This is a genomic window from Vaginella massiliensis (genome assembly GCF_900089075.1).
Classification (GTDB): Bacteria; Bacteroidota; Bacteroidia; order Flavobacteriales; family Weeksellaceae; genus Weeksella; species Weeksella massiliensis_A.
The window spans coordinates 47,984-61,474 of the sequence record NZ_LT593746.1 but is presented as its reverse complement, the minus strand read 5'-3'; the positions used below and the strand labels follow the sequence as shown (position 1 = coordinate 61,474).

Here is a 13,491-nt window from a genome sequence, read left to right as displayed (position 1 = left end):
TCAATCAATCTTTTTTAAAAGGTGATTTTATTAAATTTTGAAGAAACAAAGATATTATTTTCTATTGGTTCAACCAACCGTTTATCCATTTCACCAAGACCTCTATCCAATCGTTGCGATCGTTCAGACATGGAATATAGGTGAAATTTTCGCCGCCAGCTTTAGAAAAAAGCGCTTTGCCTTCCATCGAAATTTCTTCCAAAGTCTCGAGGCAGTCTGCAACAAAGGCGGGCGTACAAATGGCGAGGTTTTTTATGCCCTGCGACGGAAAATCTTCTATGGTCTGATCGGTGTAGGGTTGTATCCAGGGATCTTTACCTAGTCTCGACTGAAAAGAGGTATGGTATTGATCTTCGGACAAACCCAAATATTCGGCAACCAAACGGCTCGTTTCCAAACATTGATTTCGGTATGTTTCGACCTTGATGTTGTTGCGTTTGCCAAATGCGATTGCTTTCTTATCGTGACGTTCTGGAATTCCGTGATACGAGAACAATAGTTTGTCGAATTGTAAAGGTAACTTTTCTCTAATCGAATCTCCCAAGACTTTGATGTAATCTGGATGATTGTAGAAAGCCTTCAGAAATTTGATGTCTACGTCTTTGAATTTCTTTTTTTGTACCGCCATTACTTTATCGACAACAGTTTCGGTCGTGCTCATGGTGTATTGCGGATAAAGGGGAATGACCAAAATTTCGCGTACGCCTTTATCGTACAACTCTTGCAATCCGGCTGCTATCGACGGATTTTTGTATCGCATCGCCAAGCCAACAGGCGCATCAACTTTGTTTTGAATTTTTTGTTGTAGTTTTTTAGAATAAATAATTAATGGCGAACCTTCGTCTGTCCAAATTTTTTGATAAGCTTCTGCCGAGTTTACTGGTCTTTTGGGTAAAATAAAACATTCTACCACAAATTTTCTCACGAGCCAAGGCGAATCCAAAACTTTAGGATCCATTAAAAATTCGCGTAGATAGGTCCGCACGTCTTGTACATCGGTAGAATCAGGTGAACCTAAATTGACTAACAGTATTCCTTTGCTCATATTGAATATTCTAAAAAATTATTCCGTAATTTGTAGTGCAAAAATACAGCGATATATTGTAATTACATCACTGTACTTTATCATAATAATTTATATCACGATATGTCAGACCTTTTGCATCCAGATCGCGACTTTTATCCAGATGATGATCTACGAAATGAGGATACGGTGCGTCCGCAACGTTTCGACGATTTTGCAGGTCAAACTCATATTTTAGAAAATTTAGAAGTTTTTGTAAAAGCATCAAAACTACGCGAAGAAGCCTTGGATCATGTTTTGCTGCACGGTCCTCCAGGTTTGGGCAAAACGACTTTGGCGAATATCATTGCGAACGAATTGGGTGTTGGCATCAAAATCACATCGGGTCCAGTGTTGGATAAGCCAAGCGATTTAGCGGGATTGTTGACGAATTTAGAACCGAATGACGTTTTGTTTATAGACGAAATACATCGGATGTCGCCCGTGATCGAAGAGTATTTGTATTCGGCAATGGAAGATTTCAAAATCGATATTATGATAGAGTCTGGTCCCAATGCACGTTCGGTGCAAATCGGGCTCAATCCCTTCACCTTGATCGGCGCCACCACAAGATCGGGGTTGTTGACGGCTCCTCTTCGGGCGCGTTTTGGTATCAATTTTCGTTTCGAATATTATAATGTAGAATTGTTGAGCTCAATTATCGAACGCAGCGCTCGCATTCTGGGTTCGCCAATAGACGAAGATGCCGCTATAGAAATTGCGAGTAGAAGCCGCGGAACGCCTCGAATTGCAAACGCCTTGTTGCGCAGAACCCGCGATTTTGCTCAGATAAAAGGAAACGGAAGAATCAATAAGCCGATTGCAGAATTTAGTCTGAAAGCTCTGAAAGTGGATCAGAATGGTCTGGATGAGATGGATAACCGAATTCTGAGAACGATAATAGAAAAATTTAAGGGTGGTCCTGTCGGAATTACGACGATCGCAACAGCCGTAGGCGAAAACGGAGGAACTTTGGAAGAAGTCTACGAGCCTTATCTGATACAAGAAGGCTACCTGATGCGTACGGCAAGAGGTCGTATTGCAACCGAAAAATCATACCGACATTTAGGCATCAATTTTAGTGGGAATTCATCCAATCAACAAGAACTTTTCGATTAGTTTTTCATCCTATCTATACCTTAATAATAATGCTTCTAGCCGAATCAATCTTTACGCTCGAAAAGCGTTCGCAACTCATCAAAAGAAGAGCCAAAGAATTAGGCTTTTTGAGTTGTGGCATAGCCAAAGCAGATTTTTTAGCAGAAGAAGCTCCAAGGTTAGAAAAGTGGCTAAAAAACCAGTACCATGGTCAGATGTCTTACATGGAAAACCATTTCGATCTGCGTTTAGATCCACGCTTATTGGTAGAGGGCGCCAAATCGGTGATTTCTTTGAGTTATAATTATTATCAAGATTTGGATCGCAACCCCGATGGTTACAAAATTGCGATGTATGCCCAAGGCGAAGATTACCATTTTGTGGTGAAAGAAAAAGTACGAGAGTTGCTGCACTACATACAAGAAGAAATCGGCGAGGTGAGAGGTAGAGCTTTTGCAGATTCTGCTCCGATTTTAGAACATGCCTGGGCACAAAAAGCGGGTTTAGGCTGGGTAGGAAAAAACTCATTGCTCATCAGCAAGCAAAAAGGGTCTTTCTTTTTCCTGTCCGAACTCATTATCGACCTGGATTTGGCGTACGATAATCCGATCGAAACAGATCATTGTGGCAGCTGTACCCGATGCATCGATGCGTGCCCTACTGCGGCGATTTTGCCCAACAAAACAGTGAATGGGAGTCAATGCATTTCGTATTTCACTATCGAACTGAAAAATGAAATTCCTGATGAGATGCAAGGCAAGTTTGACGACTGGATTTTTGGTTGCGATGTTTGCCAAGAGGTATGCCCGTGGAATAGATTTTCGCTTCCGACCCAAGAGCAAAAATTCGTTGCTCAGGAACAAATCAATCAGTTCAGTAAACAAGATTGGGAAGAAATTACCGAAGAGGTTTTCAGGAAAGTTTTTAAAAAATCTCCTGTAAAACGAACTAAATTTAGCGGACTGAAAAGGAATATTGATTTCGTAAAGAAATAAATAATTTTCCTCAAATCTGAAAGCGATTCGAAAGCAAATTCAAAGTCAAAAACTCATGGTTCAGGCGTCAAAGATCAGTTGTTTTCTTTGGTAAACTGCTTCGGCGTCACGCCATACTTCTTCTTGAAAGCGGCGATGAAATGGGAAGGATTTTCATAGCCAATTTCGAAAGCAATTTCTTTCACTTTGTGTTGTCCAGCCATCAGTTTTTCTTTTGCAATTTCCAGTTTTTTATCCAACACATAACCATAAACCGTATTGCCATAGATTTTTTTGAAGCCTTCTTTCAGGTGATATTCAGACAATTCGACTCGTTCGCACAAATCTTTCATCAAAGGCGGTTTGCTGAGATTTTCTACCAAAATATCTTTTGCTAATTTCAATTTTCTGGCCTGGACTTCATTGTCCAAATACGGGCAATAATCTCGTTTGTGTTCGATATTGGCGAAATATAAGGTGAACATTTCGTACATTTTCCCCAACAAATACAAATTCTCGAAAGCAGGATTCAGGTTCATGTTTTCGATTTGGTTGAGAATTGCACGCATATTGCTTGTGAAACTTTTTTGTTCGTAAAACTTGTCGAATTGTGTGCGTTCGATAATGTCGTTGTTGATGTTGTATTGCGCAAAAATAGAGTGTAAGGTTTTTATCGATACTGCAATAATCAAGACTTTGCTCTGGGCAGAGATATTCAGATTCAAAGGCATGTCGAGATTCGGGTTGTAAAACAAAAAACTATGTCCATCGGTAAGGTTGATTTTGTAACTTCCATGGTTGAAATTGAAAATCAAATTTCCCTTTGTACAAAAGTAGAATTGAATGTATCGCTTGTCTAAGCCTTTGAGGATGGTATCGGTAGAATCTGTAAAATTGTTGAGCTGAACAATATAAGTCTCATTACCAATGCTATACTCTTTGATTTTACTTTTGTGGGTATTTTTCAACTTCCGATTCATAACTGATGCTTGTCATGTAAAATTCTTTTCGACGGCTTAAGTTGCTGTACAAAAAGGATTACAACGCAAATTTAAACAATAATTTAGATTAGTTCTAAAATAATTACAATTACTTTTTGGCGTTATTTTTTTCTTTTTGAAGCTATTTTTCTCTTTTTTTCAGCGTAATTTTGCTTCAGTTTTAGTTGACGAATGACGATAAGAGGAGATAAAAAAGACCAAAAATTCTACGTGATCGGAATCAGTTATGAAAAAGCTGATGCGGAAGCTCGTGGTAAATTTACATTTTTTCCAGAAACGGTAGAAAAATTTGTAAGCGATGCAAGCCTCAATGGTTTGGATCATTACTTTGTGGTTTCTACTTGCAATCGCACAGAGTGCTACGGTTTTGCAACTTCGGCAGAAGAACTTATCCAACAATTCTGTCGTTTTACAGAGGGAAGCGTAGAAGAATTTAGAAATTTTGTAACCATAAAAGAAGGAAGAGAAGCCGTAGAACATTTGTTTCGTGTATCATCCGGATTAGAAAGTCAGATCCTTGGCGATTTTGATATCATTGGGCAGATCAAAATTTGGTTTTCACGATTCAAAAAACAGGGATCGACCAATGCTTTTCTCGAGCGTTTGGTGAATACCGCCATCCAAATAAGCAAACGCGTAAAGAATGAAACATTGCTGAGCAATGGTTCGGCGTCTGTAGCCTTTTCTGCGGTAGCTTTTATTTTAAACAATTATAAAGATTTAGCCAATAAAAATATTCTACTTTACGGTCTGGGTAAAATTGGACGAAATACTTGTGCCAATTTGGTAAAACATGCCAATGGAGCACAGATCACCATTGTCAACAGAACCCGAGAAAAAGCAGATGTTTTGGGCGATAAATACGAAGTTATCGTAAAAGATCACACCGAATTAATCTCAGAATTAGCTAATACCGATATCTTGATTGTCGCTACAGGGGCAACCAACCACACCATAACCGAAGAGATGATTCCATTCGATAAAGAAATGTTGATTATCGACATGTCGGTTCCAGAAAATGTGGCCCATAGCTTGGCTACGCGCGACAATATCAGATTGCTCAATGTTGATGGACTTTCGAAAATGGTAGACGACACCATAGCAACGCGTAAAGCTGCAATTCCAGATGCTGAAGCCATCATTCTCGAATTGATGCAAGAGTTTGGTGAGTGGTTGAAAACAAGAGAGTTGGTGCCCTATATTCAATCGTTCAAATCAAGGTTGCAATTCATCCAGCACAGCGAAGTCCATAATATGAAAAAAGATAATATGGAACTGGACGAAAACGAAATCATTTTGGCCAGTAAGTTGGTTCAACGAATGACCAATCAGTTTGCATCTTATCTGCTCGAAAATCGAGAACAAGCAGAAGACACCTACGAATTAATGCAAAAAATGTTTCGTTTAAAAGAAGCTTAATATCTCCATGAAAAAAATAAGAATAGGGACTCGTCAGAGTCCTTTAGCATTATGGCAGGCGAATAAAGTATCCGATTTACTCACCCAAAAAGGATGTGAAACCGAAATTGTACCCATCAGTTCAGAAGGTGATCTCAATCTCAAACAACCTATTTATTCATTAGGGTTTACCGGTGTATTTACCAAATCGTTGGATATTGCATTGCTCAACGACAAGATCGATATTGCGGTGCATTCGTTGAAAGACGTACCGACAGTTTTGCCAGAAGGCTTGGTTTTAGCAGCCTATCCCGAGCGTGCCAACGCAGCTGATATTTTGGTTTATAAATCAGAAAAAATCTTCGAAAAAGAAGTGCGTACCATTGCAACTGGTAGTTTGCGGCGTCGTGCGTTTTGGTTGAACCAATATCCGAACGATCAATTGGTCGACCTCAGAGGAAATGTACAATTGCGTTTGCAAAAACTTTTGGACAACGATTGGGATGGAGCTATTTTCGCCTTAGCTGGTTTAGATCGAGCAGAAATTCTAGAAGAATTAACCGCAAAAAAATTACATTATAAAGTCATCGATTGGATGATTTCTGCACCCTCGCAGGGAATTTTGGGAGTGGTAACGCGAGAGAATTACGAATTGCCCAATATCAACAACACCGAATGCGAATTGAAAGCCACGGTAGAAAGGCAATTTCTCAATATATTAGAAGGGGGCTGTACAGCGCCAATCGGAGCTTTGGTGTCAACAGTTGGAGAAGAGCAATATCATTTTCATGGTGCGATTCTTTCATTAGACGGCCAACAAAAATTAGAAGTCGAAGAGCATTTTACGAAGCAAGATTTCCAAAATTTTGGTCGAAAAATGGCAGAAAAATGCAAAATCTTGGGTGCCGAAAAGATGATCGAACAAATCAAAACACAATTGAAGAAATCGTGATTCAGTCTATTCTATTTACCAAAGAGATTTCAGATTCGCTCCTCAGAGATTTTCTCGGAAATGAAATGCAGATTCGAGTTGTTCCAACTTTGGAAATAAGATTAGAAGAAAAGAATATCATTGAAAATAAAATAGAATCAGTTGTGCGAAAACATCTTGTGACGAGTCAGAATGCTGCACGAGCAATACAAGGCATTATTGTAGAAGGTGATTTTTTTGTGGTAGGGCACAAAACGGCCAATATGCTGAAAGAGCAAAATCGCAGGATTGTCGCAGTTGAAGAGTATGCAGCAGATCTTTTTGAGCTACATTTGAAAGATGTGAAGCATCAAAAATTTCAGTTTTTTAGCGGAACAAGTCGTCGCGATTATTTAATAGACCAATTGAGTGTCAACCAAAATCACATTCACGAGGTGGTGTGTTATCATACCCGACCGATTACCAATAAAATGATGCAAAAGTTCGACGCTTATGCATTTTTCAGTCCGCTGAGCTTCGAATCGTTTATCAAAGAAAACGAAATACCGCATTCGAGTGTGCTGTTTTCGATTGGTAAAACCACGACACAAGCCATTAAATCTAAAATTAATAATCCAATAATTACTGCAAAAAACACCACGGTTGAAGCAGTTTTGGAAACCATAAAAAACTATCGAAAATGATAAAAAATGATTTGTATCTAAAAGCTCTACGAGGCGAAGAAGTAGAACGCCCACCAGTATGGATGATGCGTCAGGCAGGACGTTATCTTCCAGAGTTTATCGAACTTAGAGACCAGTACGATTTCTTCACACGCTGTCGAACCCCAGAGTTGGCTGCAGAGATTACCATGCAACCGATCAGGAGATTTCCCTTAGATGCAGCCATTATTTTCTCAGATATTTTGGTGGTTCCGCAAGCGATGGGGATGGATTTCGAGATGAAAAACGGAGTGGGACCTTGGTTAGAAAATCCGATTGGTTCTATGCAAGATGTACAGCATCTTATCGATCCAGATATCGAAGAATCGTTGGGTTATGTGATGCAGGCGATCGATCTTACCAAAAAAGAATTAGACAACAAAATTCCGCTTATTGGTTTTGCAGGTTCGCCTTGGACCATTCTCTGTTACGCAGTAGAGGGGAAAGGGTCAAAATCGTTTGATAAAGCCAAAGCTTTTTGTTTTCAGCAACCACAAGCTGCACATTTGTTGTTAGAAAAAATTACCAAAACAACGATCGATTATCTGAAGAAAAAAGTAGAACACGGCGCAAATGTCATTCAACTATTCGATTCGTGGGGCGGAATGCTTTCGCCAAAAGATTACGACGAGTTTTCTTGGCAATATATGGAGCGAATCGTCAACGAATTGGCGCCTTTGGTTCCGGTTGTAGTTTTTGCAAAAGGATGTTGGTTTGCACTCGAAAAAATGAGCAAATCCAATGCTTCGGCTTTGGGGGTAGATTGGACCGTATCGCCGCATACAGCAAGAGAACTTACAGGTTTCAGAAAAACTTTACAAGGTAATTTCGATCCGTCGAGATTGTTGTCGCCGCCAGCGGTGATACAGCAAATGGTAAAAGAAATGATCGACGATTTCGGAACCTATAAATACGTTGCCAATTTGGGGCACGGCATTTTGCCAAACGTACCGGTAGAAAATGCACAAGCATTTATTGAAGCCGTGGTGAATTACAAAAAATAAAACGATATTTTTACGCTACATCAAAAACTCCAAATTCCATTGAGATTTTGGAGTTTTTTAATTGTTTGAAATAAAAGAGTTTAGTTTGGAGAAGATTGAGTCTGTTGTTTCTATTTCAGTAAATGATGCATACAAAACTTCAGAAGTTTTATTATCAATTAATAAATTAAGACTTAAACCAGTTCCGTAGTCTGAATGTCCAGGTACAATTGTTTGAATAAAGTTGTGAAATTTCTTTTTACTTTTTGTTGAAATTTCATCAGAGATATTAAATGTTGGGAATAAAATATTGTATTTAGTATTGAATTCTTTATTAGTCATATAAAGGTATTTGCTTGGGTTTTTCTCACCTGTTAAAATAAGTAATTCTACTTTGTTTTGATGTTTATTTTTAAATTCTAAAACCTGTGGTAGTTTTTTTCGACAAGGACCACACCACCAAGCATATGTATATACCAATGTAAATGGTTTTGCTGATTTAGATACAAGTTGCTTAAAATCATTAATATTTAGATTGTATATTTCATTTTGGTTTTCTGAGTCAAGCTTTTTTAGAATACTGTCGTAATTGGTAATAGTAAGAGTCTCGTATTTAGTTTGAGCAGATACGATAGTGAATATAAATAATGTGAAAAATAGAAAAAGTTTTTTCATAGGTTTGTTTTTATTGAATTTAGGGTGTGAATTTCACACCCTAAAATATTAATAATTAATTACAATTCAAAATAAGGTAATTTGTAACCACCATATAAACCGATCGTAGAATCTAAATTATAAACACCTGCCTTGATTTTATAATTACCATTGTCGTCAATTATTTCTTCATCAACATAAAAACGTGTGTCGAATTCTGCAGGATCTATAGGAGATTCTAACTCAATTGTAATAAATTTTAGAGAACTTTGTTTGTCAATTCCTATTGCTTGATTTGCTTTGGGCTGGACAACAATCCAAATACCAAATGCAGCAAGGCGACAGATTCCAAATCCCTTACAAGTAGGGGACGATCGTCTACCTATATCAAATACAAAAGTTACTCCACCTCCTTTGGTAACATCTTCTTTGTAATCTGATCTGAAGAAGATGTCTTCTCCTATTACAGGTGATTTTTTACCTTGTAATTCGGCTGTTTGTTCAACGGTGTCATCATCGTTATTACATGCATAAAAAATTGAACTTGAAGCTAAGGCTATAATCAAGCCTCCTTTTAAAATAAATTTTTTCATAATTATTAGGTTATTTGAAATTGTTTAATAAGTTGAAAATATTCATAAAGTGAAGGATATGGCAAATTTCATAACCAATAATTTATTACATTTGATTGATAAAATATTGTGTTTATGGATACTGTTATTGGTTATAAAATAAGAAAAGTACGTGAAATAAAGAATCTTAGTCAAAGTTATATGGCTGATAAATTATCGATAAGTCAAAGCTCTTATTCTGATATTGAGAATTGTAAGACCAAAATTTCGGAAGAAAAATTAAACGAAATTGCACGTGTTTTAGAGGTCGATTCAGAAACTATTAAAAACTTCAATGATCAGGTCGTTTTCAATGCTTGTTCACAATCAGGATATTATAATACCAATAATATAACTTCCACAGCAAAAATTGAAGAATTATACAAAGAACTCATCAAATCGAAGGATGAGCAAATTCTACAATTACAAGAACAGCTATTAAGTTTGAAAAATGAGTTGCGTTTGTTGAGAGAAAGTTAACTTGTTTTAATTTAACAAAATATTAAAATTGATAATTTCAAGTTTAGTATAATTTTTGCTAACTTATCAACTCAAATAAAATACGTTAATAAAATGAAAAAAGGCTTGATTTTAGGTGCTTCTTTGATGTTGTTGATGACATACGCTTGTAAAGAATCGACCAATACAGTAGTGACACCATCTTCTAATGATACCGTTGCAGTGAAAACAGACGATAAAACAGAAACTTTGGGCAACCCGACAGATGTGAAAGCTGATCCAGGAACTTTCCAAATAAAACCATTGAAATATGGGTACGATGAGGTAAATGAATACATCGATGGTAAAACAATGGAGGTTCACTTTTCTAAACACTATTTGGGATACATCAACAAACTGAATACTGCATTGAAAGAGAGTGGAAATACAAGTAACAACATTGTCGATATCTTGAAGAATTTGGATATGAACAACAGCGCATTGCGCAACAATGCTGGTGGATATTACAACCACTTGATGTATTTTGATTTGATTTCGCCAAATCCTACTGCCGAGCCTTCTGCAGAATTGTTGACCAAAATTACAACAACATTTGGTAGCTTAGACGACTTGGTGAAACAATTGAAAGAAGCCGGATCTAAACAGTTTGGTTCTGGTTGGGCTTGGCTGATTGTGAAAGAAGACGGCTCGTTGGCAGTAACTTCAACTCCAAATCAAGACAACCCGTTGATGCCAGGAGCAAAAGAGCCTGGTACGCCAATTTTGGGTGTAGATGTTTGGGAACACGCCTATTATCTGAAATACCAAAACAAACGTGATGATTATTTGACCAATTTCTTCAAAGTTTTGGATTGGAAACAAGTAGACGAAAATTATAGCAAAGCCATGAAAAAATAATAAGCTGATGGCAACAAAAAAAGAGGCTGTTTCACTTTTGAGACAGCCTCTTTTTTTTATATCGTATTTTCTTGATTATTGCTTTTATTGCTTTATGAGGGTGGTAACCTCAGACGTACCATTGCTGAAGAATGAGCGTACGATGTATTTACCTTTTTTTAGGTTTCCAATATTCAATCGGAGATTATTGTTATCTGCCTTGGCATTCAACACCTCGTTGCCGATGATAGAGTAGATGATGACATGAGACAATTTACCCGAAGTTTCTGCATTGATTTCGACAAGACTTGTCGCTGGATTCGGAGAAATAACCACCGATTTCGCCTCAACTTGCGTCTGCAACGGTGCATTTCTATACCCCGACTGTGCCGATAACTCAGCAAAACCAAAGAGTGATATAGTAATAAAAAGTAAAAAGTGTTTCATACAATTACAGTATTACGTTTCCAAATATAGAAAATAATTGTTGGTAAAACAACATTTTCAAAATAAATGCCAATTTTTTTTACAATGTTTTCGACTTGTTGATCAATGTAAAATCTGCCAAAACCAAAGAAGCCAATGCCTCTACAATGGGTACAGCTCGCGGAACTACACAAGGATCGTGGCGACCTTTACCTTGCAATTCGATAAGTTTGTGCTCGGCAGAAAGTGCTGTTTGCGTTTGCATCAAGGTTGCAACGGGTTTGAATGCAACTTTGAAATAAATTGGCATTCCGTTCGAAATTCCACCCTGCACACCGCCCGAAAAATTGGTTTTGGTTGTCCCATCGGTTTCGAATAAATCGTTCATTTGCGAGCCTCGCAATCGCGAAGCAGCAAACCCTTCGCCATATTCAAATCCTTTTACCGCATTGATAGACAACATCGCTTGCCCCAATCGAGCATGCAGTTTGTCGAAAATAGGCTCGCCCAAACCAATGGGCACATGCTGAATGACGCAGCTTATTTCACCGCCAACGGTATCGCCTTCTTTTCTTATTTTTTTTATAAAATCGATCATTTCTTCGGCCTTATCTTCAACTGGGCATCGCACCATATTGCTGTCGATAAGATCCAAATTCAGTTCGGTATAGGGCTGTTCAACCCGAATGTTTCCTACAGCAGAAACGTAGGCGTTGATTTTGATTTCTGGAATGAGGTGTTTTGCCAAGGCGCCAGCTACCACCCAATTTGCGGTTTCTCTGGCAGAGCTTCTGCCACCACCTCTATGGTCTCGGTTTTTGTTTTTGCTCTGATAAGTAAAATCGGCATGTGATGGTCTGAAAACATCTTTGAGATGATCGTAATCATTCGATTTCTGATTGTCGTTTTCAATCAAAAAACCAATCGGCGCCCCAGTCGATTTTCCGTTGTAAATGCCCGATAGAAATTGAACAGTGTCTGATTCTTTTCTTTGCGTAACGATAGAAGATTGTCCAGGTTTTCTTCGGTCTAATTGATGTTGGATCGCTTCTAAGTCTAAGGCAACATTCCCTGGAAAACCATCGAGAATTCCACCAATTGCTCGGCCATGACTTTCGCCAAAGGTTGTTAGACGTAGAATCTTACCAAAAGAATTCGACATGGGTTAGCGGTATTTATAAACCAACGCATTGATGTTCATGCTTGCTCCCACAGAAGCCATTAAGAGATGATCTCCCTTCGAGAACTGGTGTTTGCCCAACAAATGATTTTCTATCAAATCGTACATGATCGGAATCGTAGAAACCGAAGTGTTTCCTAGTTTTTGGACGGTCATAGGGTCTACACCTTCTGGCACCGCCCGATTGTAGAGTTTATAAAAACGTTCTATCATGGCGTGATCCATTTTGGCGTTGGCCTGATGTAATAATATTTTCGACAAATCATCGATGTCAAGATCGGTGATTTCCATGGTTTCTTTCAGTGCGTTGGGTACGTTTTTCAGTGCGAATTCATAAACTTTTCTACCCTTCATGCGAATATTTTTATTCGAACCCACGTAGCCTGATTTCAGCGAAGGACCATTTTCTAAGTATCGCAATTCATCACCCGTATACGACAAAGTGTTGTAAGCCAAAATTCCGTATTTCTCGTCTGATTCCTCGGCAGATAATACGACTGCGCCTGCACCGTCTGCAAAAATCATAGCGGTACGATCGTGCGGGTCCACTGCTCGCGATAAAGTGTCTGAGCCAATGACTAAAATGTTTTTTGCCAATCGAGCTTGGATGAATTGATGTCCCAATATCATGCTTTCTACCCAGCCAGGGCAACCAAAAGTCATATCGTAAGGGCGACACTTCAGGTTTTTTATACCCAAATTGTGTTTCACTTTGGCAGACATAGAGGGCATAATATCGATCTGACGACTGACGGGGTCTATATCACCAAAATTGTGTGCAACAATGATGTAGTCTAAAGCTTCTTTGTCGACGCCCGATTTTTCTAAAGCTTTTTGGGCGGCAATGGTTGCAATTTCAGAATTCAGTATATTTTGATCGATATAACGCCTTTCTTCGATTTCGGTGATTTCTTGGAATTTTTTGATAATTTCTTCTCCTGGTTTATCAATTCGCTCGCCTTTTTCGTCATAAAATTCGTAATCAACGAAATGAGCATTGTAAACGACGTTTTTTGGGATGTAACTCCCGCTACCTTTTATTACTGAATTTATCATTGTTAAAATTGAAAATATTTTTTTAATTATTCATGCAAATATAGCTAGATTAAATCATTTAGTATAAAAAATGCAAACTG

At 38.2% G+C, this 13,491-nt stretch carries 15 protein-coding genes; 8 read left to right on the top strand and 7 right to left on the bottom strand.

Features of this window, described 5'->3' with window-relative positions; translation table 11 throughout:
* Window positions 1–61 precede the first annotated feature (61 nt).
* The gene (gene hemH, locus BN8061_RS01460; RefSeq protein WP_068595735.1) at window positions 62–1,045 is read right to left on the bottom strand and encodes a ferrochelatase; all 984 of its coding nucleotides are present in this window, start codon (window positions 1,043–1,045) and stop codon (window positions 62–64) included.
* A gap of 102 nt (window positions 1,046–1,147) precedes the next feature.
* Here hemH and ruvB point away from each other — a divergent pair, with 102 nt between their 5' ends.
* The gene (gene ruvB / locus BN8061_RS01455; protein WP_068595731.1) at window positions 1,148–2,182 is read left to right on the top strand and encodes a Holliday junction branch migration DNA helicase RuvB; all 1,035 of its coding nucleotides are present in this window, start codon (window positions 1,148–1,150) and stop codon (window positions 2,180–2,182) included.
* 29 nt (window positions 2,183–2,211) lie between these two features.
* A complete protein-coding gene (gene queG / locus BN8061_RS01450; RefSeq protein WP_068595728.1) occupies window positions 2,212–3,156 on the top strand; it encodes a tRNA epoxyqueuosine(34) reductase QueG in 945 nt (314 codons plus the stop codon).
* A gap of 74 nt (window positions 3,157–3,230) precedes the next feature.
* On the opposite strand, the gene BN8061_RS01445 is transcribed toward queG, so the two are convergent.
* Window positions 3,231–4,115 carry a helix-turn-helix domain-containing protein gene (locus BN8061_RS01445; protein WP_068595726.1) on the bottom strand — a complete coding sequence of 295 codons (885 nt, stop codon included), beginning with the start codon at window positions 4,113–4,115 and terminating at the stop codon, window positions 3,231–3,233.
* Between the two features lie 192 nt (window positions 4,116–4,307).
* On the opposite strand from BN8061_RS01445, the gene hemA reads away from it, so the two are divergent.
* The 4 genes from hemA to hemE are packed head-to-tail and all read left to right on the top strand — an operon-like array spanning window position 4,308 to window position 8,170.
* Window positions 4,308–5,555 carry a glutamyl-tRNA reductase gene (gene hemA, locus BN8061_RS01440; RefSeq protein WP_068595723.1) on the top strand — a complete coding sequence of 416 codons (1,248 nt, stop codon included), beginning with the start codon at window positions 4,308–4,310 and terminating at the stop codon, window positions 5,553–5,555.
* Window positions 5,556–5,562: 7 nt separating this feature from the next.
* Window positions 5,563–6,486 (top strand): hydroxymethylbilane synthase, encoded by a 924-nt coding sequence (gene hemC / locus BN8061_RS01435; RefSeq protein ID WP_094745818.1) that lies wholly within the window; start codon window positions 5,563–5,565, stop codon window positions 6,484–6,486.
* On the top strand, window positions 6,483–7,148 hold the full coding sequence (locus tag BN8061_RS01430) for a uroporphyrinogen-III synthase (protein ID WP_162270399.1): 666 nt from the start codon (window positions 6,483–6,485) through the stop codon (window positions 7,146–7,148). Before hemC ends, BN8061_RS01430 begins: the two co-directional genes overlap by 4 nt.
* Window positions 7,145–8,170, top strand: a complete 1,026-nt coding sequence (gene hemE / locus BN8061_RS01425; protein ID WP_068595714.1) for a uroporphyrinogen decarboxylase — start codon at window positions 7,145–7,147, stop codon at window positions 8,168–8,170. Before BN8061_RS01430 ends, hemE begins: the two co-directional genes overlap by 4 nt.
* Window positions 8,171–8,227: 57 nt before the next feature.
* Here the strand turns inward: hemE and BN8061_RS01420 are convergent, their stop codons facing one another.
* Both BN8061_RS01420 and BN8061_RS01415 read right to left on the bottom strand, forming a co-directional pair.
* Window positions 8,228–8,824, bottom strand: coding sequence for a thioredoxin domain-containing protein (locus tag BN8061_RS01420; protein ID WP_013597544.1), 597 nt, complete (start codon window positions 8,822–8,824; stop codon window positions 8,228–8,230).
* A 59-nt stretch (window positions 8,825–8,883) separates the two neighbouring features.
* A complete protein-coding gene (locus tag BN8061_RS01415) occupies window positions 8,884–9,396 on the bottom strand; it encodes a hypothetical protein (protein WP_068595712.1) in 513 nt (170 codons plus the stop codon).
* Window positions 9,397–9,510: 114 nt separating this feature from the next.
* On the opposite strand from BN8061_RS01415, the gene BN8061_RS01410 reads away from it, so the two are divergent.
* Together BN8061_RS01410 and BN8061_RS01405 are read left to right on the top strand one after the other, a co-directional pair.
* Window positions 9,511–9,894, top strand: coding sequence for a helix-turn-helix domain-containing protein (locus tag BN8061_RS01410; protein ID WP_013597546.1), 384 nt, complete (start codon window positions 9,511–9,513; stop codon window positions 9,892–9,894).
* Between the two features lie 93 nt (window positions 9,895–9,987).
* A complete protein-coding gene (locus tag BN8061_RS01405; protein ID WP_068595709.1) occupies window positions 9,988–10,770 on the top strand; it encodes a superoxide dismutase in 783 nt (260 codons plus the stop codon).
* Between the two features lie 84 nt (window positions 10,771–10,854).
* Here BN8061_RS01405 and BN8061_RS01400 read toward each other — a convergent pair whose 3' ends face one another.
* The 3 genes from BN8061_RS01400 to BN8061_RS01390 form a co-directional block, all read right to left on the bottom strand.
* Window positions 10,855–11,196 carry a T9SS type A sorting domain-containing protein gene (locus BN8061_RS01400; protein ID WP_068595706.1) on the bottom strand — a complete coding sequence of 114 codons (342 nt, stop codon included), beginning with the start codon at window positions 11,194–11,196 and terminating at the stop codon, window positions 10,855–10,857.
* Between the two features lie 79 nt (window positions 11,197–11,275).
* On the bottom strand, window positions 11,276–12,337 hold the full coding sequence (gene aroC / locus BN8061_RS01395; protein ID WP_068595703.1) for a chorismate synthase: 1,062 nt from the start codon (window positions 12,335–12,337) through the stop codon (window positions 11,276–11,278).
* Between the two features lie 3 nt (window positions 12,338–12,340).
* Window positions 12,341–13,411, bottom strand: a complete 1,071-nt coding sequence (locus tag BN8061_RS01390) for a 3-oxoacyl-ACP synthase III family protein (RefSeq protein ID WP_068595702.1) — start codon at window positions 13,409–13,411, stop codon at window positions 12,341–12,343.
* Window positions 13,412–13,491 lie beyond the last annotated feature (80 nt).

What these genes read in the sequence shown, in the direction of transcription:
- hemH (WP_068595735.1), bottom strand. Translation starts at nt 1,045, where the DNA reads ATGAGCAAAGGAATACTGTTAGTCAATTTAGGTTCACCTGATTCTACC.
- ruvB (WP_068595731.1), top strand. Translation starts at nt 1,148, where the DNA reads ATGTCAGACCTTTTGCATCCAGATCGCGACTTTTATCCAGATGATGAT.
- queG (WP_068595728.1), top strand. Translation starts at nt 2,212, where the DNA reads ATGCTTCTAGCCGAATCAATCTTTACGCTCGAAAAGCGTTCGCAACTC.
- BN8061_RS01445 (WP_068595726.1), bottom strand. Translation starts at nt 4,115, where the DNA reads ATGAATCGGAAGTTGAAAAATACCCACAAAAGTAAAATCAAAGAGTAT.
- hemA (WP_068595723.1), top strand. Translation starts at nt 4,308, where the DNA reads ATGACGATAAGAGGAGATAAAAAAGACCAAAAATTCTACGTGATCGGA.
- hemC (WP_094745818.1), top strand. Translation starts at nt 5,563, where the DNA reads ATGAAAAAAATAAGAATAGGGACTCGTCAGAGTCCTTTAGCATTATGG.
- hemE (WP_068595714.1), top strand. Translation starts at nt 7,145, where the DNA reads ATGATAAAAAATGATTTGTATCTAAAAGCTCTACGAGGCGAAGAAGTA.
- BN8061_RS01420 (WP_013597544.1), bottom strand. Translation starts at nt 8,824, where the DNA reads ATGAAAAAACTTTTTCTATTTTTCACATTATTTATATTCACTATCGTA.
- BN8061_RS01415 (WP_068595712.1), bottom strand. Translation starts at nt 9,396, where the DNA reads ATGAAAAAATTTATTTTAAAAGGAGGCTTGATTATAGCCTTAGCTTCA.
- BN8061_RS01410 (WP_013597546.1), top strand. Translation starts at nt 9,511, where the DNA reads ATGGATACTGTTATTGGTTATAAAATAAGAAAAGTACGTGAAATAAAG.
- BN8061_RS01405 (WP_068595709.1), top strand. Translation starts at nt 9,988, where the DNA reads ATGAAAAAAGGCTTGATTTTAGGTGCTTCTTTGATGTTGTTGATGACA.
- BN8061_RS01400 (WP_068595706.1), bottom strand. Translation starts at nt 11,196, where the DNA reads ATGAAACACTTTTTACTTTTTATTACTATATCACTCTTTGGTTTTGCT.
- aroC (WP_068595703.1), bottom strand. Translation starts at nt 12,337, where the DNA reads ATGTCGAATTCTTTTGGTAAGATTCTACGTCTAACAACCTTTGGCGAA.
- BN8061_RS01390 (WP_068595702.1), bottom strand. Translation starts at nt 13,411, where the DNA reads ATGATAAATTCAGTAATAAAAGGTAGCGGGAGTTACATCCCAAAAAAC.